The organism is Achromobacter pestifer (assembly GCF_902859625.1).
Classification (GTDB): Bacteria; Pseudomonadota; Gammaproteobacteria; order Burkholderiales; family Burkholderiaceae_B; genus Achromobacter; species Achromobacter pestifer.
In genome coordinates, this window is sequence record NZ_CADIJX010000001.1 from 1,191,287 (window position 1) to 1,216,508 (window position 25,222).

At 63.2% G+C, this 25,222-nt stretch carries 26 protein-coding genes; 16 read left to right on the forward strand and 10 right to left on the reverse strand.

The genetic code is table 11. From position 1 onward, the window contains the following. The first annotated feature begins 19 nt into the window (after positions 1 to 19). The 5 genes from dbpA to HV753_RS05135 all read left to right on the forward strand — a co-directional run bounded on the left by dbpA (position 20) and on the right by HV753_RS05135 (position 4,469). Positions 20 to 1,408 carry an ATP-dependent RNA helicase DbpA gene (dbpA, locus tag HV753_RS05115; RefSeq protein ID WP_175173311.1) on the forward strand — a complete coding sequence of 463 codons (1,389 nt, stop codon included), beginning with the start codon at positions 20 to 22 and terminating at the stop codon, positions 1,406 to 1,408. Positions 1,409 to 1,611: 203 nt separating this feature from the next. Further along, the gene (locus tag HV753_RS05120) at positions 1,612 to 2,019 is read left to right on the forward strand and encodes a DoxX family protein (RefSeq protein WP_175173312.1); all 408 of its coding nucleotides are present in this window, start codon (positions 1,612 to 1,614) and stop codon (positions 2,017 to 2,019) included. 248 nt (positions 2,020 to 2,267) lie between these two features. Next, entirely contained in the window at positions 2,268 to 2,432 is a 165-nt protein-coding gene (locus HV753_RS05125) for a hypothetical protein (RefSeq protein WP_175173313.1), read from the forward strand. Between the two features lie 30 nt (positions 2,433 to 2,462). Continuing rightward, positions 2,463 to 3,848: an adenylate cyclase gene (locus HV753_RS05130; RefSeq protein WP_175173314.1), complete on the forward strand. Its 1,386-nt coding sequence runs from the start codon at positions 2,463 to 2,465 to the stop codon at positions 3,846 to 3,848. A gap of 84 nt (positions 3,849 to 3,932) precedes the next feature. Then, positions 3,933 to 4,469: a peroxiredoxin gene (locus HV753_RS05135; protein WP_175173315.1), complete on the forward strand. Its 537-nt coding sequence runs from the start codon at positions 3,933 to 3,935 to the stop codon at positions 4,467 to 4,469. Positions 4,470 to 4,520: 51 nt separating this feature from the next. Here HV753_RS05135 and HV753_RS05140 read toward each other — a convergent pair whose 3' ends face one another. After that, positions 4,521 to 5,969 carry a CoA transferase gene (locus HV753_RS05140; protein ID WP_175173316.1) on the reverse strand — a complete coding sequence of 483 codons (1,449 nt, stop codon included), beginning with the start codon at positions 5,967 to 5,969 and terminating at the stop codon, positions 4,521 to 4,523. A 270-nt stretch (positions 5,970 to 6,239) separates the two neighbouring features. Here HV753_RS05140 and phrB point away from each other — a divergent pair, with 270 nt between their 5' ends. Both phrB and HV753_RS05150 read left to right on the forward strand, forming a co-directional pair. Continuing rightward, on the forward strand, positions 6,240 to 7,661 hold the full coding sequence (gene phrB, locus HV753_RS05145; protein ID WP_175173317.1) for a deoxyribodipyrimidine photo-lyase: 1,422 nt from the start codon (positions 6,240 to 6,242) through the stop codon (positions 7,659 to 7,661). Between the two features lie 176 nt (positions 7,662 to 7,837). Further along, positions 7,838 to 9,523, forward strand: a complete 1,686-nt coding sequence (locus HV753_RS05150) for a methyl-accepting chemotaxis protein (protein ID WP_175173318.1) — start codon at positions 7,838 to 7,840, stop codon at positions 9,521 to 9,523. Positions 9,524 to 9,538: 15 nt separating this feature from the next. On the opposite strand, the gene HV753_RS05155 is transcribed toward HV753_RS05150, so the two are convergent. Then, positions 9,539 to 9,871 carry a tetratricopeptide repeat protein gene (locus HV753_RS05155; RefSeq protein WP_175173319.1) on the reverse strand — a complete coding sequence of 111 codons (333 nt, stop codon included), beginning with the start codon at positions 9,869 to 9,871 and terminating at the stop codon, positions 9,539 to 9,541. Positions 9,872 to 10,076: 205 nt separating this feature from the next. Between HV753_RS05155 and HV753_RS05160 the strand changes: the two genes are divergently transcribed. The 3 genes from HV753_RS05160 (at position 10,077) to HV753_RS05170 (ending at position 13,406) form a co-directional block, all read left to right on the forward strand. Next, the gene (locus HV753_RS05160; RefSeq protein WP_175173320.1) at positions 10,077 to 11,615 is read left to right on the forward strand and encodes a DUF1800 domain-containing protein; all 1,539 of its coding nucleotides are present in this window, start codon (positions 10,077 to 10,079) and stop codon (positions 11,613 to 11,615) included. A gap of 8 nt (positions 11,616 to 11,623) precedes the next feature. Further along, positions 11,624 to 12,820, forward strand: a complete 1,197-nt coding sequence (locus HV753_RS05165) for a DUF1501 domain-containing protein (RefSeq protein WP_175173321.1) — start codon at positions 11,624 to 11,626, stop codon at positions 12,818 to 12,820. A gap of 94 nt (positions 12,821 to 12,914) precedes the next feature. Then, the gene (locus HV753_RS05170; RefSeq protein WP_175173322.1) at positions 12,915 to 13,406 is read left to right on the forward strand and encodes a glutathione peroxidase; all 492 of its coding nucleotides are present in this window, start codon (positions 12,915 to 12,917) and stop codon (positions 13,404 to 13,406) included. Positions 13,407 to 13,415: 9 nt separating this feature from the next. On the opposite strand, the gene HV753_RS05175 is transcribed toward HV753_RS05170, so the two are convergent. Further along, the gene (locus HV753_RS05175; RefSeq protein WP_054425764.1) at positions 13,416 to 13,883 is read right to left on the reverse strand and encodes an Lrp/AsnC family transcriptional regulator; all 468 of its coding nucleotides are present in this window, start codon (positions 13,881 to 13,883) and stop codon (positions 13,416 to 13,418) included. A gap of 122 nt (positions 13,884 to 14,005) precedes the next feature. On the opposite strand from HV753_RS05175, the gene HV753_RS05180 reads away from it, so the two are divergent. From HV753_RS05180 to HV753_RS05205, 6 genes are all read left to right on the forward strand, one after another. Continuing rightward, positions 14,006 to 14,911 carry a DMT family transporter gene (locus tag HV753_RS05180; RefSeq protein ID WP_175173323.1) on the forward strand — a complete coding sequence of 302 codons (906 nt, stop codon included), beginning with the start codon at positions 14,006 to 14,008 and terminating at the stop codon, positions 14,909 to 14,911. A gap of 129 nt (positions 14,912 to 15,040) precedes the next feature. Next, positions 15,041 to 15,730 (forward strand): glutathione binding-like protein, encoded by a 690-nt coding sequence (locus HV753_RS05185; RefSeq protein WP_175173324.1) that lies wholly within the window; start codon positions 15,041 to 15,043, stop codon positions 15,728 to 15,730. A gap of 18 nt (positions 15,731 to 15,748) precedes the next feature. Further along, positions 15,749 to 16,213 (forward strand): GNAT family N-acetyltransferase, encoded by a 465-nt coding sequence (locus HV753_RS05190; RefSeq protein ID WP_175173325.1) that lies wholly within the window; start codon positions 15,749 to 15,751, stop codon positions 16,211 to 16,213. 30 nt (positions 16,214 to 16,243) lie between these two features. Continuing rightward, positions 16,244 to 16,519: a lipoate-protein ligase small subunit gene (gene lplB / locus HV753_RS05195; protein WP_175173326.1), complete on the forward strand. Its 276-nt coding sequence runs from the start codon at positions 16,244 to 16,246 to the stop codon at positions 16,517 to 16,519. Further along, positions 16,516 to 17,292, forward strand: a complete 777-nt coding sequence (locus HV753_RS05200; RefSeq protein ID WP_175173327.1) for a lipoate--protein ligase family protein — start codon at positions 16,516 to 16,518, stop codon at positions 17,290 to 17,292. Before lplB ends, HV753_RS05200 begins: the two co-directional genes overlap by 4 nt. Positions 17,293 to 17,324: 32 nt before the next feature. Then, on the forward strand, positions 17,325 to 18,134 hold the full coding sequence (locus tag HV753_RS05205; protein ID WP_175173328.1) for an RsiV family protein: 810 nt from the start codon (positions 17,325 to 17,327) through the stop codon (positions 18,132 to 18,134). Positions 18,135 to 18,432: 298 nt separating this feature from the next. Here the strand turns inward: HV753_RS05205 and HV753_RS05210 are convergent, their stop codons facing one another. The 7 genes from HV753_RS05210 to HV753_RS05240 form a co-directional block, all read right to left on the reverse strand. Beyond that, complete coding sequence (locus HV753_RS05210; protein WP_175173329.1) at positions 18,433 to 19,545, reverse strand: porin; 1,113 nt, start codon at positions 19,543 to 19,545, stop codon at positions 18,433 to 18,435. Between the two features lie 316 nt (positions 19,546 to 19,861). Next, positions 19,862 to 20,341, reverse strand: coding sequence for a thioesterase family protein (locus HV753_RS05215; RefSeq protein WP_175173330.1), 480 nt, complete (start codon positions 20,339 to 20,341; stop codon positions 19,862 to 19,864). Between the two features lie 104 nt (positions 20,342 to 20,445). Further along, positions 20,446 to 21,735, reverse strand: a complete 1,290-nt coding sequence (locus HV753_RS05220; protein ID WP_175173331.1) for a Glu/Leu/Phe/Val family dehydrogenase — start codon at positions 21,733 to 21,735, stop codon at positions 20,446 to 20,448. Between the two features lie 254 nt (positions 21,736 to 21,989). After that, entirely contained in the window at positions 21,990 to 22,937 is a 948-nt protein-coding gene (hutG, locus tag HV753_RS05225; RefSeq protein ID WP_175173332.1) for a formimidoylglutamase, read from the reverse strand. Beyond that, positions 22,934 to 23,722, reverse strand: a complete 789-nt coding sequence (locus HV753_RS05230; protein WP_281370964.1) for an amino acid ABC transporter ATP-binding protein — start codon at positions 23,720 to 23,722, stop codon at positions 22,934 to 22,936. Before HV753_RS05230 ends, hutG begins: the two co-directional genes overlap by 4 nt. Then, positions 23,719 to 24,387: an amino acid ABC transporter permease gene (locus HV753_RS05235; RefSeq protein WP_175173333.1), complete on the reverse strand. Its 669-nt coding sequence runs from the start codon at positions 24,385 to 24,387 to the stop codon at positions 23,719 to 23,721. The genes HV753_RS05230 and HV753_RS05235 overlap by 4 nt, the downstream gene beginning before the upstream one ends. Further along, positions 24,384 to 25,127 (reverse strand): transporter substrate-binding domain-containing protein, encoded by a 744-nt coding sequence (locus tag HV753_RS05240; RefSeq protein WP_175173334.1) that lies wholly within the window; start codon positions 25,125 to 25,127, stop codon positions 24,384 to 24,386. Before HV753_RS05240 ends, HV753_RS05235 begins: the two co-directional genes overlap by 4 nt. Between the last annotated feature and the right edge of the window lie 95 nt (positions 25,128 to 25,222).

Here is a 25,222-nt window from a genome sequence, read left to right on the forward strand (position 1 = left end):
TTTTGCGATCCCCTCTATTGTGACCAACACGCCCTTCACCTCCCTGCCCCTCTTGCCCGCCCTGCTCGACAACCTGCAAAGCCTGGGGTTCGAGCAAATGACGCCCATCCAGGCGCAAAGCCTGCCGCTTATCCTGGAAGGCCGCGACATCATCGCGCAAGCCAAAACGGGCAGCGGCAAGACCGCGGCGTTCGGCCTGGGCGTATTGCAAAAGCTGGACATCAGCCGACTGGCGCCGCAAGCGTTGCTGGTCTGTCCCACGCGCGAATTGGCCGATCAGGTGGCGCAGGAACTGCGCCGGCTGGCTCGCCTGATCCCCAACGTCAAGATCCTGACCTTGTGCGGTGGCGCGGCAGCGCGGCCCCAAGCCGAATCGCTGGCGCGCGGCGCCCACCTGGTCGTGGGCACGCCCGGCCGCATTCAAGACCACCTGGAACGCGGCAGCCTGGATTTGTCGGGCTTGACCACGCTGGTGCTGGACGAAGCCGACCGCATGGTCGACATGGGCTTCTACGACGACATCGTCGCCATCGCCTCGCATTGCCCCGCCAAGCGCCAAACCCTGCTGTTTTCGGCGACCTACCCGGACAACATCCGCAAGCTGAGCGCCCGCTTCCTGCGCAACCCCGCCGAAGTCAAGGTGGAAGCGCAGCACGATGCCAGCCGCATCGAACAGATCTTCTACGAGATCGACGGCAAGGACCGCCTGGACGCCGTGGCCCGCCTGCTGGCGCATTTCCGCCCCGTCTCCACGCTGGCGTTCTGCAATACCAAGATCCGCAGCCATGACCTGGTTGAACGGCTGCAAGCCGACGGCATCAGCGCCCAGGCGCTGAACGGCGATCTGGAACAGCGCGAGCGCGACGAAATCCTGATCCAGTTCGCCAACCAGAGCTGCGCCGTCCTGGTGGCCACCGACGTCGCCGCGCGCGGGCTGGACATCCAGAACCTGGGCGCCGTGATCAACGTCGACGTGACCAAGGACACCGAAGTCCACGTCCACCGCATCGGCCGCAGCGGCCGGGGCGACCAGAAGGGCCTGGCGCTCAGCCTGTGTTCGCCCGACGAAATGCGCTGGGCCAACCTGGTCGAGCAATACCAGGGCACCCCGCTGAAATGGGGCGACATCAAGTCCTTGAAGCCCAAGGCTGACCGACCCTTGCGCGCGCCAATGGTGACGCTGTGCATCCAGGGCGGCAAGAAAGACAAGCTGCGTCCGGGCGATCTGCTGGGCGCGCTGACCGGTGACGGCGGGCTGACCTTTGAGCAGGTCGGCAAGATCAACATCACCGAATTCAATTCCTACGTGGCGCTGGACCGCCAGATCGCCAAGCAGGTGTTCTCGCGCGTGTCCAACAGCAACATCAAGGGCCGCCGGTTCCGCATGCGGTTCCTCGAAGAGTTTTGATTGCTGCCCAGTCAGGGATTTTTCTGGCTGTTCGCTAGAAAGACCGCGATGATAGCTTGATGATTTTGCTTGGGTTTTGCCATAATGGCCCCGCCTGGCTCAGCTTGCCCCGTCAATCGCGGCAAGCCGAACGCGGAACCAAAGGTAAACAGCGCGCTCCAACGAGCCGCTGTCCCCCTTAACCATCACAAGAGAAACTCACCATGATCAAGTCCGACGATACCGGCAAGCTGATCCTGCGCCTGACCCTCGGCATTCTGATTTTGCTCCATGGCCTGTCCAAACTGATGGGCGGCGGCGTCACCGGCATCAGCGGCATGTTGTCGTCGCATGGCCTGCCGGGCTTTTTGGCTTATGGCGTCTATGTGGGCGAGATCATCGCCCCCGTGCTGCTCATCATTGGCGTCTACACCCGACTGGGTGGTTTGATCATTGCCATCAACATGGTGGTTGCGATCCTGCTGGCCCACACCGGCCAGTTGGGCTCCATCACCAATACCGGCGGCTGGGCGCTGGAACTGCAAGGCATGTTCCTCTTCACCGCGTTGGCCATCGCCTTCATGGGCGCCGGCCGTTTCAGCCTGGCAGGCAATGGCGGCCGCTGGAACTGACGCACCGCATGACACTGCGCCGTAACCTGGCGTGACGTGCGAAGACGGGGTCGCTCAGGCGGCCCCGTTGCTTTTCCAGCAGAGATTGATACGAACGACATGCCCGGTCACGCAGGCGCAAACATCCGTCACCTGAAAGCTGTTTCGGAACGATTACAGAGGCGAACTCCTGTCAGAGGGTGTGGCCTAATCCTTACCAGCGCACTAAGGGCGTAACGCACGCCTGGCGCAGGTTGGGAGTCACTGAAATGAAGAAGCGTCTGCTGTTGGTGTTGGCCGTGGCCAGTTCGTTGACTGGATGTGTGGTGGTGCCGGCTCGGCCGGGCTACTACCGCCCCGCCCCCGTCTACTACACGCCGCACTACTATTACCCTGCGTACCCCGCTCCGCATTATTACTACCGCGGATATTGATCCTCGCCCCCGAGACGATCAGGAACTGCCATGACAATCTCTGTCCGGATTTCCCGTTTGCGGCCCCTGGCCACCGTTGCCCTGCTGGCCGCCTGCGCCAGCGCCGGCGCGCAGACTTATGCGCCGCCGCCTGCACCCAGCGCTCCAGCCTACGACAGCGGCGATCCCGCCAACGCCAATCTGGCGCTGGTGGATCGCAGCCCGGACCCCCCACCAGCCCTGCCCGTTTATGTGCAACCGCCCGCACCGGCCGACGGCTATATGTGGGTGCCCGGCTATTGGAGCCGCAATCGCTACGGCTTCTTCTGGGTGCCCGGCGCCTGGGTGCTTGCGCCCTATTCCGGCGCGCTCTGGACGCCTGGGTACTGGGGCTTCGTCAATGGGCTCTATGTGTGGAATGCCGGCTACTGGGGCCCTCATGTGGGCTTCTATGGCGGTATCAACTACGGGTTTGGCTATGTCGGCATCGGCTATGTGGGGGGCTACTGGAACCGCGACCGCTTCTACTACAACCGATCCGTGACCAACGTGAATGTCACCCGCGTCACCAACGTCTACAACCATACCGTCGTGGTCAATAACATCGACAACCGGCGCGTCAGCTATCACGGCGGCCCCGACGGCATCCGCCGCAACGCCGACCCCCGCGAATTGGCCGCTCGCAATGACCGGCATGCGCCGCCCACGGACATGCAGCGGGGCTTCGTGCGCGACGCGGGCAACAACCGCGCCCAGTTCTACGACCACAACAAGGGCCGTCCGCCCCAGGCCTTTGTGGATCATCCCGACAACAACCGCCGTCCGTCCGAGGATCAGCGCCCCGGTGGCAATGCGCGGCCCCCCGAAGGCGGTGCTGGAACGGGTCCCAACATGAGCAATGGCAACGGTCGGGATCCGGGGCGTGACCATCGTCCAGGGCCAGGCGCCAACTCGGGCAATGCCGCGCCGGGCGCAAACGTCGCGGGTAGCCCGCCCCCTAGAACGAATACTGGCCAGACGGTCACGGGAACGGCGCGTCCGCCACAATCACCTGCGCCTCAGCAAGCGCGGGATCACGGGCAACAACAGGCGCAGCAGCAGCAGCAGCAGCAGCAGCAGCAGCAGCGGCAACAGCAGGCGCAGCAACAACAGGCCCGTGATCAGCAGCTGCGTCAGCAGCAAGAACGCGATCAGCAGGCCCAGCATGCGCGCCAGCAACAAAACCGGGAACAGCAGCAGGCCCGTCAGCAGCAGGCCCGTGACTCGCAACAGCAGCAGGCACGCGAGCAGCAACATCAACAACGCCAGCAAGCGCAGCAGCAGGCCCGCCAACAAGCCGCGCCCCGGCCTGAAGGGCATCCGCAGCAACAAGGAGGCGGCCGGGATCGTGAAGCACAACGCGGCGAAGGCCGAGGCGGCGGTCCCAACCGCGACTGAACTGGACCCTTGCCCATGGCGGGACTACAGTAGGCACCTTGGCGCGGCGTTGCCCGTGCGACTCAACGGAAATTGGAGTTCCCCATGAAACGCCTTGTCTCCAGCTTGATGCTTTGCGGCCTGATGGCCGGTACGGCGGCCCAGGCCGCCTTGAACGTGGGGGCTCCCGCGCCGGACTTCAGCACGCAGGCGTCGCTTGGCGGAAATGTCTTCACATTCAAACTGACCGAAGCCCTGAAGCAAGGCCCGGTCGTGCTGTATTTCTTTCCCGCTGCGTTCTCCAAGGGCTGCACGATCGAAGCGCACAACTTCGCCGAAGCCACGGACGAATACAAGTCGCTAGGCGCCACCGTGATCGGCGTTTCGACAGACGACATCGACACACTGAACAAATTCTCTGTCAGTGAATGCCGCAGCAAGTTCGCGGTGGCGGCCGATGGCGACGGCAAGATCATGAAGGCCTATGACGCCGTGCACGACAAGCGCCCCGACTACGCGCAACGTGTGTCGTATGTGATCTCGCCGCAGGGCAAAATCCTGTATGAATTCACGGACATGAACCCCGACTCGCACGTGGCCAACACCATGCGCGCGCTGCGCGACTGGAAGGCCAAGCAATAAGAGGGGTAAGGGTCAGCCAGACCCGGCCCGGGCAGCGCCCGGGTCCAGGAGCTAATTGAATGGCCAGACCGGGGGATGCGTGCCCGGAGGGCTGGACGGACGAGTCCAACGCGCTGCCGTTTCAGAGAACCGGGCGGCATGGCGCAGGGCCAACAATTCGCCAAAGCCCGATGGTTCGGTCTCCAGCAATCCGTCAAAGCCCGGCATCGGACAGGCAAGTCCGCCCTCCACCCGGCCCAAACTGCGTAGCCAATGCGCGGTCTGCGCCAACGACACGCGAACATGCCAGCTGCCGCCTTCGGTCGCTTGCCGCGCAAGCGCCACCTGGGCGCCAAACGCCATCAGGTAGCCCGATGCGTGGTCCAGAATCTGCATGGGCAACGGCTTGGGCGCGTCCTGGCCAGCCGCCTGCGCTTCGGCATGATTGAACCCCGTGGCGGTCTGCACCAACGAATCAAAGCCCCGGCGGTTGGCCCAAGGGCCAGTGTTGCCATAGGCGGACAGCGACACATAGACAATGCCGGGGCGGATGCGTGCGGCGTCCTGGGGACCAAAGCCCAGCGCGGCCAGCCCGCCGGGCCGATATCCCTGCACGAACACATGTGCGCTACGCAATAGATTACCCAGCGCAATGCGGCCGTCCGCCGTATCCAGGTCGGCCAGCACGGAAAGCTTGCCACGGCTGGTGTCGATGATGTTGTCGATATTGGGTAGCTGCGGCGAATTCACCAGCATCACATCGGCGCCATAGGCCGCCAACGCGCGGCCGCAGACGGGTCCCGCGATGATGCGCGTCAAGTCCAGCACGCGGATGTCCTTCAGGGGACGGGCATCGTGCCCATACTTGGGCAGTGGCCGCGGATCGGCTTCGCCGATGCGTTCAATCGTCATCAAAGGTTGAGCGGCAATCGCCTGGCCTTGCGCATGGCGATCCCATTCGTCAAAGCTGCGCATGGCGGCCACCACCATGCCGGCGTCGGCAGCCACCTGTTCAAAGTCCAGGGCCTTCCAGCGGCTCAACGCACGCTCCACCGTTTCACGGGTGGTGCCCTCACCGGTGGGACACCCCAGCAACGCCAGGGCGCCGTCCCGATGATGCGCGAAATTGGCGTGGATGCGGACCCAGCCCCCGTCGCCACAGCGATAGACCCCGCTGATCGGATCCCAGGGGTTCGGCGTCACGCCGTTGATTTTGAAGTGGCTGCGGCATTCCTGGGCGGCGTGCAGCATGTCGACACTGACTTCCTGTCGCGCACCGCCACGCAGGTGCCAGAGTTCGGCCGCGGCCAGGGCGGCGGCGGCCATGCTGGCCTGCGCTGCCGCGCCGACCGCAAAGGAAGAAGGCAGCACGGGGTCTGCCCCCGTCAGCATCACGTGATCCAGCGCCTCGTCGGGCAGATCCAGTGAACGCCAGAGTCTTTGCAGGACGTCGCGGGATGTCTTGCCGGCGGGTGTGCGTCCCCTCAGAAAGGACGGGCGTAGGTCCATCAGATTTCCCATAGCGTTCACTCTGCTCTAGTCGTTGATTTCATTACATGGCGAGGGCAGACGCGCGTCAATACGTACGCAGCCACAGCGTGTTTCATGGTTTGACCGTGGCAAGCGCCCCAAAGCGTGGACTTGGCCCCGGCCCCGCGCGCGCCGGCCAAAACCGCCAGTCACATCTACTCGTAGTTTTTACATCGTCTTCCAAGCATTGGCCGCACGTTAGAATGCCTGCCTCAAGGGCGGCCCCGCACGTCCGCCGATTTTTGTCCTGGACCGCCTTAGATGAATACGCTGCTTTGGCTACGCACCGATCTGCGCCTGCACGACAACCCCGCGCTGGCAGCGGCCGCCGAAAATGGCACGGTCACGGCGCTGTTCGTGGCATCGCCCGGGCAGTGGCGTTTGCATGGCGAAGCGCCAGCCAAAGTAGATTTCTGGCTGCGCAATCTGCACGAACTGGCGCAAGACCTGGACAAGCTGGGCATACCCCTGAAACTGCTGACGGTCCCAGACTGGACCCACGCACCCAGCGCCATCGCCCGTTTTTGCCAAACGCATGGCATGCAGCAAGTCCACGCCAATACCGAATGGGCCATCAATGAACGCCGCCGAGACGCGGCCGTGGCGGGCGCGTTGCAGACGATCGGCGTGGATTGGACCCTGCACCATGGCGCATCGCTACTGCGTCCAGGCACGGTACTGACGGGCAAAGGCGAGTGCTATCGCGTATACACCCCCTACGCGCGCACCTGCCGTGAACGGCTGCGCACGGCGCCAATCCGCCCGGTGCCCGCGCCCCGCGCTCAAACGGCGCCTGCCTGGGCCGCCGATACCCTGCCCGCCGCGTTCGACGGCTTCCCGCCCCCCAGCGATGCCGTGCGCGCGCTGTGGCCCGCTGGCGAGGCCGCCGCCAGCGAGCGGCTGGCGGCGTTCACCGATGGCGTCATCGATGCCTACAAGGATGAGCGCGACTTCCCGTCATTGCCCGGCACCAGTTGCCTGTCGCCCTATCTGGCGGCCGGCGTGCTGTCCCCGGGGCAAGCCCTGCGGGCGGCCCTGGCGGCCAATCACGGAGAGCTGGACAGCGGCAAGGCCGGCGCCGCCACGTGGATCAACGAGTTGCTGTGGCGCGAGTTCTACCAGCATCTGCTGGCCGCCTATCCCTCGCTGTCCATGCATCAGCCCATGAAACCCGAAACCGCCGCCGTGCCTTGGCGCGACGCCCCGACGGACCTGCATGCCTGGCAACAGGGTCAGACCGGCATCCCCATCGTCGATGCCGCCATGCGCCAATTGCTGGCGCTGGGCTGGATGCACAACCGGCTGCGCATGGTCACGGCCATGTTCCTGTCGAAAAACCTGCTGATCGATTGGCGGCTGGGCGAAGCCTGGTTCATGGCGCAATTGGTGGATGGCGATCTGGCGGCCAACAACGGCGGTTGGCAATGGAGCGCCTCCACCGGCGCGGATGCGGTTCCCTACTTCCGCGTGTTCAACCCTTTGTCCCAATCACGCCGATTCGATCCGCGCGGCGTGTTCCTGAGGGAATGGCTGCCGGAATTGGCGCACTTGGACGATCAGGCCATCCACGACCCCAGCCCCATGGAGCGTGCCGCCGCCGGCTACCCGCTGGCCATCGTCGATCTGGCGCAAAGCCGCCTGCGCGCGCTGGAAGCATTCGGCAATCTGCCCGCCGCGCACTAGCCACTGCGCACCCGGCGGCCAAAACCATTGATCACATCACGGCCAAGCGCGTCCGCGAACGTTTACCTTTTGCATAACATTTCAATATCTTGATGTAGATCAACCCCGAGCCAGCGCTGCTCCCCGATGATCCCCGGCTGCACCACGCCCCACGCCCATCACAGGACGACAGACGCATGCGCAACAATCAGCCGGTTTACGACAAGGAATACACGCTGCACGACGAGCAGTACCTGATCTCCCGCACCGACGCCCGTGGCCGCATCATTTACGCCAATCCCGCGTTCGTGGAGGTCAGCGGTTTCTCTCGCGAGGAACTGGTCGGCGCCGCCCACAATATCGTGCGCCATCCGGATATGCCCGAAGCGGCCTTTGACGACTTGTGGCGCACGATCCAGCGCGGCGAATCCTGGACGGGCGTGGTGAAGAACCGCCGCAAGGACGGCGGCTACTACTGGGTGCTGGCCAACGTCACCCCCATCATCGAGCGCGGTGAAACGGTCTGTTATGCCTCTGTGCGCGTCAAGCCGACGCAAGCGCAGATCGATACCGCCGACAAGCTTTACGCGCGTCTGCGCAACGGCACCGCGCGCGGCATCCGGCTAGTCCGAGGCCACGCGCGGCCCACCGGCATCGCCGGGGTGCTCGCCCGGCTGAAATTGTGGCGCCTGACCGGTGTGCGTTCGCGCATGCTGGCCTGGGCGATGCTGGCCTCCTCATTGTTCCTGGGTGCGGCCGGCGTCGCGCTGTACGGCATGCTCGATCGCATGCAGCCCCAGGAACTAGCCATCGCTGCGGCCGTGCTGGCAGGCGGCGTGATCTTGATTTTCGCGTCGGGCTGGGGTTTTGCACGCAGCATCACGGGGTTGCTGGCCACCGCCACCGATTTCACGCGGCAGATCGCTGCGGGCAACCTCAGCACGCCGCTGCCCTCGGCCAGTCTGCGCGACGAAATCGGCGCCCTGAAGTTCTCGTTGGAAGTGATGCGCAAAAGCCTGGTCAGCATCACTCGCGACGTGCATGACGGCATTGAAAGCGCATTGCATTCCGCCTCGGAAATCGCCGATGGCAATGAAGAACTGGCCGCGCACACGCAACGCCAGGCGGCGTCGCTGGAAGAAGCCGCAGCCAGCATGGAACAACTGGCCGCCACCGTAAAGCAGAACGCATCGAATGCCAACGGCGCCGACCAGATGGCCAGCCAAGCCTCGGACATGGCCCGGCGCGGCGGTCAGGTCGTGAACGACGCGGTGGCCGCCATGCACGGCATCGTCGAAAGCTCGTCACGGATTACCGAAGTGGTCGGCATCATCGATGGCATCGCGTTCCAGACCAACATCCTGGCCTTGAACGCCGCGGTCGAAGCCGCGCGTGCCGGCGAGTCCGGGAAGGGATTCGCCGTGGTGGCGTCCGAGGTCCGCAGCCTGGCGCAGAAAAGCGCCACCGCCGCCCGTGAAATCAAAGCATTGATCGAGGCGTCGAATGATCGCGTCAATGATGGCGTGCGGCATGTGGAACGCGCCGGCGAAGCCATGCTGGACATCGTGGATTCGGTACAGCAGGTCACGCGCATCATGAATGAGATCGCGGCCACGTCGACCGAGCAGCATACCGGCATCGACAACGTCAGCCGCACCATTTCGGAGACGGACACCGCAGCCCAACGCAATGCGGTACGAGTCGAGCAAGCCGCATTGGCGGTGGACAATCTGCGCACCCGTGGCGCGCAACTCCGTCACGCCATCGAGGTGTTCCGCGTGGCCGGCGGCCAGACCGTGCTGCCCAAACGCGCTGTCGCCCCCGCCCCTGCGGGTTTGATCACAACGGCCCGCGCCCAGCCATTGCTGGAACGCCAGGCGTGACTGCGCAAGGCCGGCTCAGGCGCCGGCCGCGGCCTGCTTGTCCAGCCGCTTGATGAACACCTGCAATTCCTTTTCAACCTGCTTGTCCCCGCGCGCCTGGGCGGCCTGCAAACCCGACGCCCACGCCGCCCGCGCGCCATCCGTATCGCCCAGCCCCAGGCACGCCTTGCCCAGCCATTTCCACGCGACCGAGTACGCGGGGTCGAACGCCAACGCCGCGCGCAGGTGCGGTTCAGCTTCACGAAAGCAATCTTGCTCGGCATAGGCCTTGCCCAGCGAAAACCGCAATAGCATGTTGTCGGTGCCCTTGGCCAGCATGGCCTCCAGGCGTTCAATCATTCCTTGCATCGGGGGGCTCCTGCTAACGCTTGAATATCGATCTGACATGATAGGACGGCTGCCGTGGGGCGACGTGAATGGCCCCTCGCGGGCATGGGTTTAGCAATACGGGGAAAACGATCCGTTTCCTTGCGTTTCAAGAATCAACCACCAAGGAATGCCTGGGTGAATATTCTGTCTGATGTTGAGCGCTCTTCGTGAAGGACACCTCGTTATGGCATGGAAGACCTCCTGGCTTCATCGCTTTGCCCCGTTGCTGCTACTTCCGCTGGCGATTAACGCCATCGCGCAGCAAGCACCGCAATCGCTGGCCCGGGATGCCGCCCTGGTCAATCGGGTGACCTGGGGCGCGACCCCAGCCGAACTAGAGCGCGCCAGGAACATGGGGATCGACCATTACCTGCGCGAGCAATTGCGGCCGGCGCGTCAGGACAATCTTCCGGCCGAGATTCAGCGGCGCATTGATGCGTTGTCGATTTCCCAACAGTCAGACGACGCCGCGCGGGCCATTCAGATAACCCTGCGGCAACAGTCCAGAAAACTGCCCGAGGACGAGAAATTCGCAGCCAATCGCAAAGCACACCAGATGTCACTCGCGCGTGCCGCCGAAGTCAACGAGCGCGCCGTGCTGCGGGCGCTCTACACCCCCCATCAGTTGCAGGATCAGATGACTTGGTTCTGGATGAACCACTTCAATGTGGACTTCCAGAAAGGTGATGTTGGAATTTTTCTTTCTCAGTATGAAGACAACGCCATCCGCCCGCATGCCCTAGGCAAGTTCCGAGACCTGCTAGCTGCCACCATGCGGTCTCCGTCCATGCTGATTTATCTGGACAATACGCAGAATATGGCGGGCAAGATCAATGAGAATTACGCACGCGAATTGATGGAACTGCATACGCTGGGCGCCGGCGGTGGCTACTCCCAGAATGATGTGCAAGAGTTGGCTCGCATTCTTACCGGCCTAGGTATCAGCAACAGTCTGGAGCCGCCTAAAATCAAGCGTGAATTGCTCGCCCAGGTGGTCCAGCAGGGCTACTTCCTGTTCAATCCGGCCCGCCACGATTACGGCAGCAAGGTATTCCTCGGCCATGCCATCGCGGGCGCGGGCATGCAAGAAGTGGAACAGGCTGCCGACCTGCTGGCCCGCAATCCCGCAACCGCGAAATTCATCAGCAAAAAGCTTGCTGCGTACTTTGCCGGTGAAGCGCCCCCCGCCTCTTTGGTCGACAAAATGAGCCGAACCTTTTTGGAAAAAGACGGCGATATCTCGGCCACGCTCCAGACGCTGTTCGGGTCACCGGAATTCGCTGCATCACTAAAGACGGGAGTCTTCAAGGATCCGGTCCACTACTTCTACTCGTCAATGCGAATGACCTACAACGGCTTGCCGCCAATCATCAATGCCAAGGTAGGCGTCAACTTGCTCAAGCGGCTTGGACAACCCTTGAATCAGCATCTAACACCCGACGGTTATCCGCTGTCCCAATCCGATTGGTCCGGTTCTGGGCAAATGACGGTGCGCTTTGAAATAGCCAATGCCATAGCCAGTTCACCGCAATCCTTCTATCGAAACAGCCCCGATGACCGCCCGGCGAACGTGCCCCGTCCGCCGAACCTGCTAGCAGCCAACGATGGCAACGGTCTCTTCTCTATGATGTCCACTCGCACACGCGACGCGATCGAACAGGCCAAATCAATACCCATCGCCAACACCTATCTGCTGGCCTCGCCAGAGTTCATGCGCCGCTAGGAGCTTCCATGGATAGACGCCGACTTCTTCAATTAATGGCTGCCGCTCCGTTGGTGCTGGGAGGTAGCCGAGTCTATGCAGCGCCAGCCGCTGCCGGGAACCGCCTGCTGGTGGTCTTCATGCGCGGTGCGTACGACGCGGCCAGCTTGCTGGTGCCCGCGAGCAGCGACTTCTACTACGACTCCCGGCCCACCATCTCAATCGCCCCGCCCGGCGGCGGGCCAGGTTCGGCATTGCCGCTCACAGAAGGATGGGCGTTGCATCCGGCCTTGGCCGAAAGCCTGCTGCCATTTTATGAAAAGCGCCAATTGGCCTTTTTGCCGTTCGCAGGTACTGAAGATCTCAGCCGCAGCCATTTTGAAACACAGAACAGCATTGAGCGAGGCATGGGCTCCGGCCAAGGCAACAATTACCGAACGGGGTTTCTCAATCGGCTAGCCACCGCGTTGAACGCCAAGCAATCCCAACCAGCGGCTTTCACCTCGGAAGTCCCGCAGATATTCCGTGGCGAGGCGCGCGTCCCAAACATTGACCTGCTGGGAGCCGGAAACAAATCACGATTGAGCGATGAAGATGCCCGCGTCATCGCCTCTCTATATGAAGGCACGAACCTGCACGCCGCCGTCACAGAAGGCCAGCGTGTCATGAGCGCCGCGCGCCAAGAAATCGAAACTGAAATGCAGGCCGCCAATGGCAATGCGGTCTCCACCGACAAACTCGAACTTGAAATCCGCCGCATCGCCCGCTTCATGACCGACAGCTACAACCTCGGTTTCGTCGACGTCGGCGGCTGGGACACCCACGTGGGCCAAGGGGCCGCAACCGGCGCACTGGCCAACCGTCTTGGCCAGCTTGGCCGCGCACTCGCCGCTTACGCTGATGAGATGGGCCCCGCCTGGCGGCAAACCACCGTTGTCGTCATCAGCGAATTCGGCCGCACCTTCCGTGAAAACGGCAACAAGGGTACCGACCACGGCCACGGCACGGTGTATTGGGTCATGGGAGGCAATGTGCAAGGTGGACGCATCGCCGGCAAGCAAGTCGCCGTCAAGCACGAGACCCTGTTCCAGGATCGGGACTATCCCGTGCTCAACGAATATCGATCGGTCTTCGCCGGCCTGTTCGCGCGCCTGTACGGGCTGGACAAGGCCCGCCTGGCCCAGGTATTTCCGGGCGTGACGCCGGTGGATCTGAAGCTGGTCTGAGCCCCGCCCGGGCGCAAGCGCAAGCGCTACACTCCCGGTGAGCAGTCCCGCGCATTGACGCCCCCGCGTCCAGCCGCCTGTCACAGGAGCCCGCATGAGCACGATCTATGATTTCTCCGCCCGCGACATCAACGGGGAAGAACAATCCCTGGACCATTACCGTGGCCGCGTGCTGCTGGTGGTTAACGTCGCGTCCAAGTGCGGCTTCACGCCGCAATACGCGGGCCTGGAAGAACTCTATCGCTCGCTGCGCGACGACGGGCTGACCGTGCTGGGCTTTCCGTGCGACCAATTCGGCCACCAGGAACCTGGCGACGAAGCCGAGATCCGCAGCTTCTGCTCCACGCAATACGACATCACGTTCCCGCTCTACGCCAAGATTGACGTCAACGGTGCCGACGCGCACCCGCTATACCGCTGGCTGAAAGGCGAAAAACCCGGCGTCTTCGGCACCGAGGGCATCAAGTGGAATTTCACCAAGTTCCTGGTTGGCCGCGACGGTCAGGTCATCAAGCGCTATGCGCCCACCGACACGCCGGCGGGCCTGAAGGACGACGTCGTCCGCGCGCTGTCCGCGCCCGTCTAAGCCCTCCGCCTACCGCAACGGCGGCAGGCGACGGCGCACCGTGTGCGCCTTGACGATGGCGGTGTTGGTCTCGGCGAATTCGGTCACGCGCTCCAGGATGCCGTCCAGGTGCGAGATCGACCGCAGCACCACGCGGGCGATGAAGCAATCGTCGCCCGTCACCTTGTCGCATTCCACGAATTCCGGGATCTCCTGGATCAATCCCTCCACGTGCCGCAACTGCCCCGGCAAGGGGCGGATGCGCACGATGGCCTCCAGCGTGTAGCCCAGCGCCACCGGATCCACATCCAGCGTATAGGCGCGGATCACGCCCGACTCTTCCAAGCGCCGCAGGCGATCCGCCACGCTGGGCGCCGACATGCCCACCTGCCGGGCCAGATCGGCCGTCGTGGTGCGCGCGTTGGCTGACAGGGTCTCAACCAGGCGCCGATCGATGCCATCCAGAACCGGATTTTCATTTTTTAGGTCGTTTTGCATAAATTCCACCTAAAAGAAGGTACTGCGTTAAAACCGCCACAAGAACATCATATAGCGACCTTTATCTGCCTGGGATAATTTCTCCAACGAACATTGCGGACTTAGCCGCCCGGAGACCCCACATGAATCCCGCATCAGAACGCCTCGGCCTGGCGCAAATGGCCGCCGCCATGACCTTATCCGGGACGTTGGGCGTCTTTGTCATCGAGTCTGGTCAAAGCGCCTGGAACGTCGTTTTCTTCCGCTGCGTCTTCGGCGCCCTGTCGCTATTGCTGTATTGCTGGGCGCGCGGCCTGCTCAAGCCCGGCCTGTTCACCGCCAGGACACTGGCCCTGGCGCTGGTTGCCGGCGCTGCGCTGGTCATGAACTGGGTGCTGCTGTTTTCCGCGTACCGGCTCGCGTCCATCTCGCTGGCTACGGCTGTCTACAACGTGCAGCCGTTTTTCCTGATCGGCTTGGGCGTGCTTTTCCTGGGCGAACGTCCCTCGCGCGGCAAGCTGGCCTGGTCCGTGGTGGCCTTTGCCGGACTGCTGCTGGTGCTGCGCCTGTCGGACTCCGGCAGCGTGGGGGGCGACACCTATCTATCGGGCCTGCTGTTGGGACTGGGCGCGGCCGCCCTGTATGGCATTACCGCCATCATCGTCAAACGGTTGACGGGCATCCCGCCCCAAGTGCTGGCGCTGGTGCAAGTCGCCCTGGGGGCCATCATGCTGCTACCCATGGCGGATTTCAACGCGCTGCCCGCCGCGCCGCTGCAATGGGGTTATCTGGTGGCGCTGGGCCTGATCCACACCTGCCTGATGTACATCCTGATGTATTCAGCCATCCAGAAGCTTCCCACCACGTCCACCGCGGCGCTCAGCTTCATCTACCCCGCCGTGGCCATCATGCTGGATTTCGTGGTCTACGGCCACCGGATGGATGCCTCGCAGATCGTGGGCGTGGCCATGATCTTCCTGGCCGCGGCGGGTGTCAGCCTGAACTGGACCTGGCGCCTGCCGGGCCGGCCGCGCCCCGGCGCGGTCTGAGTCAGGCATCAACGGGGAAACCCGTACCTCGGCCCCGGTTATTCAGGTCGCCGGCAAGCCGTCCCCGCTATCATGGCTTTTCCATCCGCCGGCCGCAGCCGGCGGCGCCATGATTCCCAGGACGCTCCCATGATCGATCTCTATTATTGGACCACCCCCAACGGCCACAAGATCACGCTGTTCCTTGAAGAAACCGGCCTGCCCTACCAGATCCACCCGGTGAACATCAGCCGCGGCGATCAGTTCAAACCCGAATTCCTGGCCATCGCGCCGAACAACCGCATCCCCGCCATCGTCGATCAGAAGCCCGCTGACGGCGGCGCACCGATCTCGCTGTTCGAGTCGGGCGCCATCCTGCTGTACTTGGCCGAGAAGAGCGGCCGCTTCCTGCCCGCCGACGTGCGCGGCCGTGCCGAAGTGTCCCAATGGCTGTTCTGGCAGATGGGCGGCCTGGGTCCCATGGCAGGCCAGAATCACCACTTCTCGGGCTACGCGCAAGAACGCATCACCTACGCCATTGATCGCTACGTCAAGGAAACCAACCGCCTGTACGGCGTATTGAACAAACGTCTGGCTGACCGCGAGTTCGTCGCGGGCGACTATTCCATCGCGGACATGGCAGCCTATCCCTGGATCGTGCCGCACGCCAAGCAAGGCCAGGACTTGAACGACTTTCCGCATTTGCAGCGCTGGTTCAATGCCATTGCCGCGCGCCCCGCCACCCAGCGCGCCTATGCCTTGGCCGACACCATCAACACCACCCCGTCCATCAGCGATGAAGAGTCTCGCCGCATCCTGTTCGGCCAGACCGCCCGCTGAAAGCTCAGGAGACTGCCCATGACAGTGCCAACCCTGTTGTTCCGCCGCGCCCGCACCGAAGACCTGCCACATATCGTCGCGATGCTGGCCGACGACGAATTGGGCGCAACGCGCGAAGACGCTTCCGTTCCGCCGAATCCCCGCTACGTCGCCGCCTTTGCCGCCATCAACCAGGATTCCAATCAATTCCTGGCGGTGGTTGAGCAGGATTCACACCTGGTTGGCTGTTTGCAGTTATCGTTCATACCCGGCCTGTCGCGGCAGGGCCAATGGCGTGGACAGATCGAGAGCGTGCGCATCGCCTCGTCGTCGCGCGGCCACGGCCTGGGACGCGCCATGTTCGAGTGGGCGATCGAGCAATGCCGCATTCAGGGATGCGGCCTGGTCCAGCTGACCACCGACCGTGCACGCCCGGATGCGCGCAGGTTCTATGAAAGCCTGGGCTTCACGGCCAGCCACGATGGCATGAAGCTCAGCCTGTAGTTTTAGTGCATGATTTTGCAAGGAGCGCCCATGCATGGCGAATACAAAGTCCCCGGCGGCAAACTGGTCGTCGCGGATCTGGAAGTGCGCGATGGCCGTCTGGCCAATGTGCGCATCAGCGGTGACTTTTTTCTTGAACCGCCCGAAGCGCTTGAGGCCATCAATGCCGGCTTGAACGGCATGCCTGCGGACGCCGGTGAACTGGAGCTGGCCGTGGCCGTCCAATCCGCCCTGCCCGCCGATGCCGAGTTGTTCGGGTTTTCCGCCGAGGCCGTGGCCATCGTCTTGCGGAGGGCGCTTGCATGACGCGCACTGACTGGAACGACTACGACTGGCAATTGATTCATGACGCTCCCCAGGCTCCGGCGCTGCACATGGCGCTGGACGCCGTCATCACCGATGAAGTCGGCGCGGGCCAGCGTCCGCCCACCTTGCGCATCTGGGAGTGGTCCGCCCCCGCCGTCGTGATCGGCCGTTTCCAATCCCTGAAGAATGAAGTCGATCCGGAAGGCGCCAAGCGTCACGGCATCGAAGTCGTGCGCCGTGTCAGCGGCGGCGGCGCGATGTTCATCGAACCTGGCAACTCCATCACGTATTCGCTCAGCGCGCCGCAAGCGCTGGTGCACGGGATGAGTTTTCAGGAGTCCTACGCCTTTCTGGACGCCTGGGTGCTCGCCGCGCTGCAAGGCCTGGGCATCAAGGCCTGGTACCAACCCTTGAACGACATCGCCTCCGACATCGGCAAGATTGGCGGCGCCGCGCAAGCCCGCCGTGCCGGTGCCGTGCTCCACCACGTCACCATGTCCTATGACATCGACGCCGATAAAATGGTGGAAGTCCTGCGCATCGGCCGCGAGAAACTTTCCGATAAAGGCACCACCAGCGCCAAGAAGCGTGTCGACCCGCTGCGCACGCAGACCGGACTGGCGCGCGAGGTCATCATCGACCGCATGGTGGAAACTTTTGCTGGCCTGCACCGTCTGACCCCCGGGCAGATCGGCAGCGACACGCTGGCACGCGCCCAGCAACAGGCAGACGAAAAGTTCTCCACCCCTGAATGGACGGGCGTGGTGCCCTGACGGTAAAGCCTTGATTTTTTGGAGGTAGTTCAATGCGTCGCACATTCACGCCGCAAGGCGCGATAAGCGGTCTGGTTCTGGGCGCAGCCCTGTTGGCGCTTGCCGGCTGCGGCAGTGCGCCGCCAGCGAACATCACGCTGGCCACCCCCACTTCCTCCACGCCGGAGAAAGTGGGAGACCTGTCCACCGAACGCATCAAGTGGGCGTCGAACAAGCCCGGCTGCGAAGGCGATTGCCCGCGCATTGAAATCGACAGCGTGGCGTTTCCCGGCATCCCGAAATTGACGGCGCTGGTGGACCACGTGCTGGCCTACATGACCGGCACCGACGCCAATCGGCGCGGCCCCTACAACACGCTGTCGGAATACACCCAGTATTTCTGGTCCACGGCACGCCCGCGCGACGCTACCTATTTCAAGGCCAGCGTGAAGGACACCGTGGGCGATATCGTGTCGATCGAACTGCACACCGAGCAGATGCTGACCGGCGCCGCCCATGGCATCCCGGCCACCCAGTATCTGAACTGGGAGCGTAGCCGCGATCGCGTCATGAGCCTGGACGAAGCGCTGATTCCCGGCCGCCGCGCGGACTACGTCGCGGCGCTGCAACGAGCGCACGCCAAGTGGCTGACGGGCAATCCTGACGCCAAGCGGGATCCCACGACGTACAACAAGATGTGGCCGTTCCAGGAAAGCGACAATTTCGCGCTGACCCGCGATGGCATCGTCGTGAAGTACGACGCCTATTCCATTGCCCCCTACTCGCATGGCGAGCCCGAGCTGGCAATTCCCTATGCCGATCTGCGCGGCATCCTGAAGCCGGAATTGCTGCCGAAGTCCTAGACCCGCGCACGGGGGCCGCTGAAGCCAACGCAAGGCAAGGCCGACGCCCCTGACGCTGCTGAATACGCGAACGCCGGCAATAGACATCTGTCTGTTGCCGGCGTTCGCACGCGCCGCAGCGCGCAAGGTCTTTTCAAGACCGGGGTTCGGGTGAGCGGACTGAGAGTGGAGCTAGGGAGGTGGCCGCTTTTTTCGCGTCTATGGCCGGGTAAGACGCCCAATCCGCTCAATGCAACCGCGGCCTGAAGGAACCGGCGGCGCGTGACCTGCACGCCCGCCGCCGGCTCACGTCAGGCGCTTAGAAGCGGTGACGCACACCCACGATACCCACGGAGCTCTTCAGCCCGTCGACAAACGCGAAGTCGGTGGAGTACGAACCCAGCGCGTACAGATTGGTGCGCTTGGACAGGTTGTACGTGTAGCCGATGCTGTAGACGTTCATCGTCGAATCGTTGCCAGCCGTCAGCGGGTTGCCGTTCGGGTCAGCACGCTGCCACGAAGCCAGGATGCTGCTGGCGCCCAGCGGCACGGTCAGGCCGACCAGGTAGGAATTGGCCTTGAAGCCCGACACGGCGACGTTCGTGCCAAAGCTGGTGGCTGCGGGGCTGCCGCTGCCGAACGAGTTGATGCTTTGGCCGGTGAACCAGCCATCACGGGTCTGGCCAAAGCCCAATGCCAACTTCAGCACTTCAAAGTCGTACGCGCCGGCAACCGTCCAGGACTTGGGCGTTGCGTCGTTGTTCAACTGGCTAGCCGGGTTCAACTGGTCGTAGGTCAGGGCGACGTTCACCGGGCCATTGACGTAGCGCAGGCCGGTCGTGATGGCGCGAGTGTTGTCGGCGGTCTTGAAGCCGGTTTGCGCAGCGGTGGTGTCTGCTGCGTTGAACGAGTAGCCGACGCCAAACTGGAAGCCGCTGAACGACGGGGTCGAGTACTGAACCATGTTGTCGTAGCGAACCGTGTTGGCGGCGCTGAACGCCACGCCAACGTTGGCTTGGCCGTAGCTGCCGGCGAACGGATCGATCGCGGCCAGGTACTTCGACGCGATGTTGGTCTGGCGACCGAATTCCAGCAGGCCCCACGAATCAGCCTTCAGGCCGACGGTGGCTTGGCGGCCGAACAGACGGCTGCTTTGGCCCGATTGACCATTGGCCGAATTGAAGCCGCTTTCCAGCGTGAACACAGCGCTCAGGCCATCGCCCAGGTCTTCGGCGCCGCGCAGGCCCCAACGCGAACCGCTCGACACGCCATTGACCATGCCGAACTTCGATTCTTTGTAATCGTTATTGCCCTTGATTTGCTGGAAGCCGATACCAGTGTCGATCAGGCCGTACAGCGTCACCGACGTTTCGGCATGGGCCAGGCCGGACATGGCCGCGAAGAGCGCGGAGACGAGCAGAGTCTTTTTCATTGCGTAATCCCTTTGATTGAACATACATGCGCAGGTGGCTTGACTTGCATGGCAAGTGGCGTGCGGCGCATGGCAGTAACGAATTCTAGGGACGCAATGTGTCAGTTTTCTAGACGCAAGGAAAACCCGTCCAAGATCTCGAAAAAAAAGGCTGCTTGTAGCCTGAGCTCCACACCCGGGCAAGTGTAAGGCGCGGTCGCAAACCTGTCATGGGGGTGTGTTAACAAGCAACATTCGCCTTCTTTCCCACAAGGCAACCAGCGCAAACGCCCCGGTAAACTCCCCAGGGCAAGCTGCCTGCACCGGTGCGGAAAGCTCAGCGCGTTCCTTGCAGCGGCAGCAGCCGTCGATAACCCTTGGGCAGTGGTTGCGTTGCGTGCTCGCTGACCGTGCTTGCCAGCCGCGCCGCCAACGCATCGGGAAACGGCGTGGCCCGCCGCGTATTCAGATCCACATGCAAAGACAGCTGCTCCATCGTGGCCGCCAGATAGCCATCGCGGGTTTGCACCAGCTCCATCAGGCACAGCAGCCGCTTGCTATCCGACTCCAACAAGCGGACCTGCAACATCAGCGGATCCCCTGCCAGGACTTCACGCAAATAAGCCACATGCACGTTCATCGTATAGATGCCGCAGCGCGTGGCCTCGGTGTAGTCCAGCCCCACGCCGACCTGGCTCAGCAGTTCAAATCCAACGCGGTCAAAAATCCCCACGTAGTGGGCGGCGTTCAAGTGGCCGTATGCATCGATCCAAGCGGGGTCCACGGCAAGCGTCGTGGATGGCAAGCCTTGCGTCATGGGTTTCTCCTGAAATGGAAATCGCCCCTTGCGGGGCGATTTCTGTTTTTGTCTTCCTCTGCCTCCTCGGCGAGTCGTTCAAGAACGCATCGCCGATTCAGTCATCACGGATACAGGCCGCGCACTTGGCGCGCTTGAAGAATCCGGGTGCAAGCCACGATGAACGCAGCGGTACGCAGCGTGACCTTGTGTTCCTTGGCCACTTGCGACACGGCGCCGTAGGCTTCGCGCATGATGCGTTCCAGGCGCTGGTTGATCTCTTCTTCGCTCCAGAAGAAGCTGGAGAAATCCTGCACCCATTCAAAATAGGACACCGTTACGCCGCCGGCGTTGGCCAGCACGTCCGGCACCACGTAGATGCCATGTTCAGCCAGGATGTCATCCGCTTCCGGCGTGGTCGGGCCGTTGGCGCCTTCCACCACGACCTTCGCGCGCACCTTGGCGGCGTTGGCTGCCGTGATCTGGCTTTCCAGAGCGGCGGGGATCAGGAATTCGGTTTCCAGCGTCCAGAATTCATCCTTGTCGAATGCTTGACCGCCCGAGAAGCCGCCCACGCCGCCGTGTTGCGACACATGCGACAGCAGCTTGTGGACGTCCAGGCCTTCCGGATTGTGCACCGTGCCGGTGTGATCCTGCGCGGCGATGACCTTGGCGCCGGCTTCATGGAACAGACGGGCGGCGGTGCCGCCCACGTTGCCGAAGCCCTGCACGACCACGCGGGACTTGGAGACGTCGATATTCAAGTCGCGGGCGGCTTCGCACGCCACGACAAACACGCCGCGGCCGGTGGCTTCGACGCGGCCCAGGCTGCCGCCCAGTGCGATCGGCTTGCCGGTCACCACGCCGGTGGCGGTAGCGCCTTCGTTCATGGAATACGTGTCCATCATCCAGGCCATCGTCTGGGCGTTGGTGCCCACGTCAGGCGCCGGGATGTCCTTGGACGGGCCAACGATGACGCCGATTTCGCTGGTGTAGCGGCGCGTCATGCGCTCAAGTTCGGATTGGGACAGCGTGCGCGGGTCAACGCGGATGCCGCCCTTGGCGCCGCCGTACGGCAGGTTCACCGCAGCGTTCTTGACCGACATCCAGGCGGCCAGCGCCATCACTTCGGACAGCGTCACGTCTTGGTGGAAACGCACGCCGCCCTTGCCCGGGCCGCGCGACACGTTGTGCTGCACGCGATAGCCCTCGAAGTGGGCGATCGTGCCATTGTCCAGTTCGATCGGCACATCGACGATCAGCGAGCGCTTCGGGCGCTTCAGGGTCTCGACCCACCGACCCAGGGAGCCGAGGTACGGGGTGACCCGGTCGACTTGTTGCAGGTAATTACCCCAGGGGCCGAGGTCATCGGCATTCAGATAAGACGGCAAGGCATGGGTGGGAGTGTGAGACATGAGCATGATCTCCTGACAAAGTTGCGCCATTTTATCCACGAAAATAATAGCGTCCCCATTTAAATATAAAATATTTTAAATAGGGACATATTAAAGTGGCGGATACCCGACGGGTCACAAGCCCGGTCTTGAAGCTGCCCCTATCCTAAGCCGCGAATCCACAAGCGTCCACCCTGCCCAGCACCGGACGCGGCAATGAAAAAAGGGGCAGCCCTTCCATAGAAAGCCGCCCCCTTCAATGGCCACGTCCGCCGTCAGGCCGATAGCAGTTGCCACGCCAAGCGCGCCGCCGCACGGGCGCCGTGCCCGTCCACATCGAAGCGTGGGTTGTACTCCGCCATGTCCGCCAGGCGCAGCTTGCCGCTGGCCTTGACCCGCAGCACGATTTCCTCGACCACGGACATCGGCACGCCGTAAGGCGCTGGCGCGGACACGCCGGGCATGACCGCAGCAGGCAGCACATCCAGGTCGATCGTCAGATAGACGTGGCGCACCCGGGCCAGCAAGGCGTCCACGTTGGCCAAGCGGGCCTCCAGATGGCGCTCCTGCATGTCGTGATCCTCGACCCAGACCGCGCCCACCTCGGCCGCCCGCGCATACAACGCCGGCGTATTGGCCAGCCGCGACACGCCCAGGCAGGCGTATTGCAATGCCTGACCGCGTGCCTCGCAATAGCGGGCAATCTGGTCGAACGGCGTGCCCGAGCTGCCCGGGCGCCCGGTACGCAGGTCAAAATGCGCATCCAGGTTCAGCACCAGCACAGGATCGGTATCGCCGTGCGCCTCCAGCCAGCGGGCCAGGCCCTGGAAGCTGCCCCAGGCGATCTCGTGGCCACCGCCCAGCACCAGCGGCCTGGCGCCCTGCTCCAGCAGTTCCGCCACGCGCAGCCCCAGGCGCTCCTGGGCGTCTTCCAACTGATCGCCCACGCACACCACGTCACCCGCATCCAACAGACGCACCATGCCGTGCGCGGGCAAGCCCGCCATGAACTTGCGTATGCCGGCGGGGCCTTCCGCCGCACCAATGCGCCCCTGGTTGCGCGCCACGCCGGCATCGCAGGCAAAGCCCAGCAACACCGGTTCGCCCTTCTCGACCAGCCCGGCGGCGGACTCGACAATATGCGCCAGGCGGCGCGTATCCCCTTGTTCGGCGCTGTCGTCCCGCGCCTTCCACAGGCTCTTATCCAGTTGCGTGGTGCTCATGCCGCTGCTCCCTGCCCCGCGTTCAGCACGGCTTGCAGGAATTCCCGGGTGCGCGGTTCGCGCGGCTGGCTGAAGATCACCTCTGGCGGGCCTGACTCCAGGATCACGCCGCCGTCCATCACCGCCACCACGTCCGCCACGTCCCGGGCAAAGCCCATCTCGTGCGTCACGACCATCATCGTCATGCCTTCACGCGCCAGCAGCTTCATGACTTGCAGCACTTCGCCCACCAACTCCGGATCCAGCGCTGAGGTCGGTTCATCAAACAGCATGACCTTGGGCTGCATGGCCAGCGCACGGGCGATGGCCACGCGCTGCTTCTGCCCGCCCGACAGACTGGCCGGCATCGCCGCCGCCTTCTGGGACAGACCCACTTTCCTCAGCAGGTCTTCGGCCAGCGCATTGGCCTTGTCGCGGCCCATCCCGCGCAAGGTGCGCGGGCCGACCGTAACGTTGTCCAGCACGGACAGGTGGGGAAACAGATTGAAGCCCTGGAACACCATGCCCACCTGCATGCGCAACTGATTCAGTTGCGCCTCCGGCAGCAGCTTGCCCTCGTCCAACAAGGTTTGGCCACAGATGTCCACGGTGCCGGCTTGCGCCACTTCCAATCCGTTGCAGCAGCGCAGCAAGGTGCTTTTGCCCGACCCGCTGGGCCCGATCACGACCACCACCTGCGAAGGCTGCACGTCGAAATCGATGCCGCGCAGCACCGCGTGATCGCCGTAGGCTTTGTGCAGGCCGCGGATGCGGATCATTTCCTGAGAATTACCGAACTGGTTCATTGCACCATCCCCCCGGCGCGCAGGCGGTGTTCCACCTTGCGCAACACCACCATGGCGGCCGTGGTCAGGACCAAGTAGATCAAAGCCACCACCAGATACGTTTCCAGCGAGCGATACGACACGCTGATGATCTTCTGCCCTTCATGCATCAGATCGTGAATGGTCAACAACGACACCAGCGCCGAGTTCTTGATCAGCGCGATGAATTCGTTGCCCAGCGGCGGAATCATGCGCACCACGGCCTGCGGCAGGATGATGATGCGCATCGCTTGGCCGGAAGACATGCCCAGCGAACGCGCGGCTTCCGTCTGGCCGCGATCCACGGACTGGATCGCGCCCCGCACGATTTCCGACACGTAGGCGCCGGAGTACATGCCCAGGCCCAACACCCCGCAGGCGAACGCCGGCAGAGTCACGCCAAACTGAGGCAGGCCGAAGAACCAGATGAACAACTGCACCAGCAAGGGCGTGCCGCGGAAGAACAGCAGATACGTGCTGCACAGGTTATAGATGATGCGGCGCTGCGGGTTCAGCCGGCCGACGCCGACCAGCAGGCCGATGATGCAACCCAGCAGCAAGGCGCCGGCAGTCACCTCGACGGTGACCAGCGCGCCTCGCAGCAGCGAGTCGAAGTCCGCAAAGACGGGGGCAAAATCCAAGTTCATTTCGCGGGAGCCTCAAACCACTTGTTCACGATGGCCTGATAGCTGCCGTCGGCCTTGAGCTTCTGCAATGCGGCATTCATCTCACGAGTGAGTTCAGGCTTGCTCTTGGGCACGGCAATCCCGTATTCCTCGGTGGTCACCTGGTCGTTCAACACCGTCAGGCCCGGGGTGCTTTGCGCGAACAGCTTCGCGGCGGGCTTGCCAGTCACCGCGGCGTCAGCGCGACCGATCTGCACCAGATTGAACATCTCCTGGTTCTTTTCCACTTCCACGCGCTGCACGGCGGGGAAGTGATCCTTCAGATAGTTGACCGACTTCGTGCCGACCTGCACCGACACCTTGCGGCCGTCCAGGTCCTTCAGCGTCTTGATGGGGCTGTCCGTTTTCGTCAGCACCACCAGGCCGCCGGCGTAGTACGGGTCGGTGAAGTCCACGACCTTGCTGCGCTCGGGCGTGATGTAGATGGCAGACACGGCGATGTCGGCCCGGCCGGCTTGCAATGCAGGAATCAGGCCCTTGAAGTCGATGTCGATCCACTCGACTTTCTTGCCCATGGCGCCGGCCAGCGCCTCGACCAATTCAATATCAAAGCCGGTGCGCTTGCCATCTTTGACAAACTCCATCGGCGGGAACGTGGCGTCAGTGACGGCGCGAATGGTTTCCTGGGCGTGCGCGGGGCCCGCGCTCCAGGCCAGGCCCAGCGTCAGGGCGGCGGTCAGCAATGTGCGGCGAGTGGTCATGGTCAGTCCTATGGGAATGAGGTGCGGCGATGAGTACGGCGGAGAAATGCGGCGGAAGATGCGGTACAGCGTGGAATTCAAAGAGGCGGCAACGA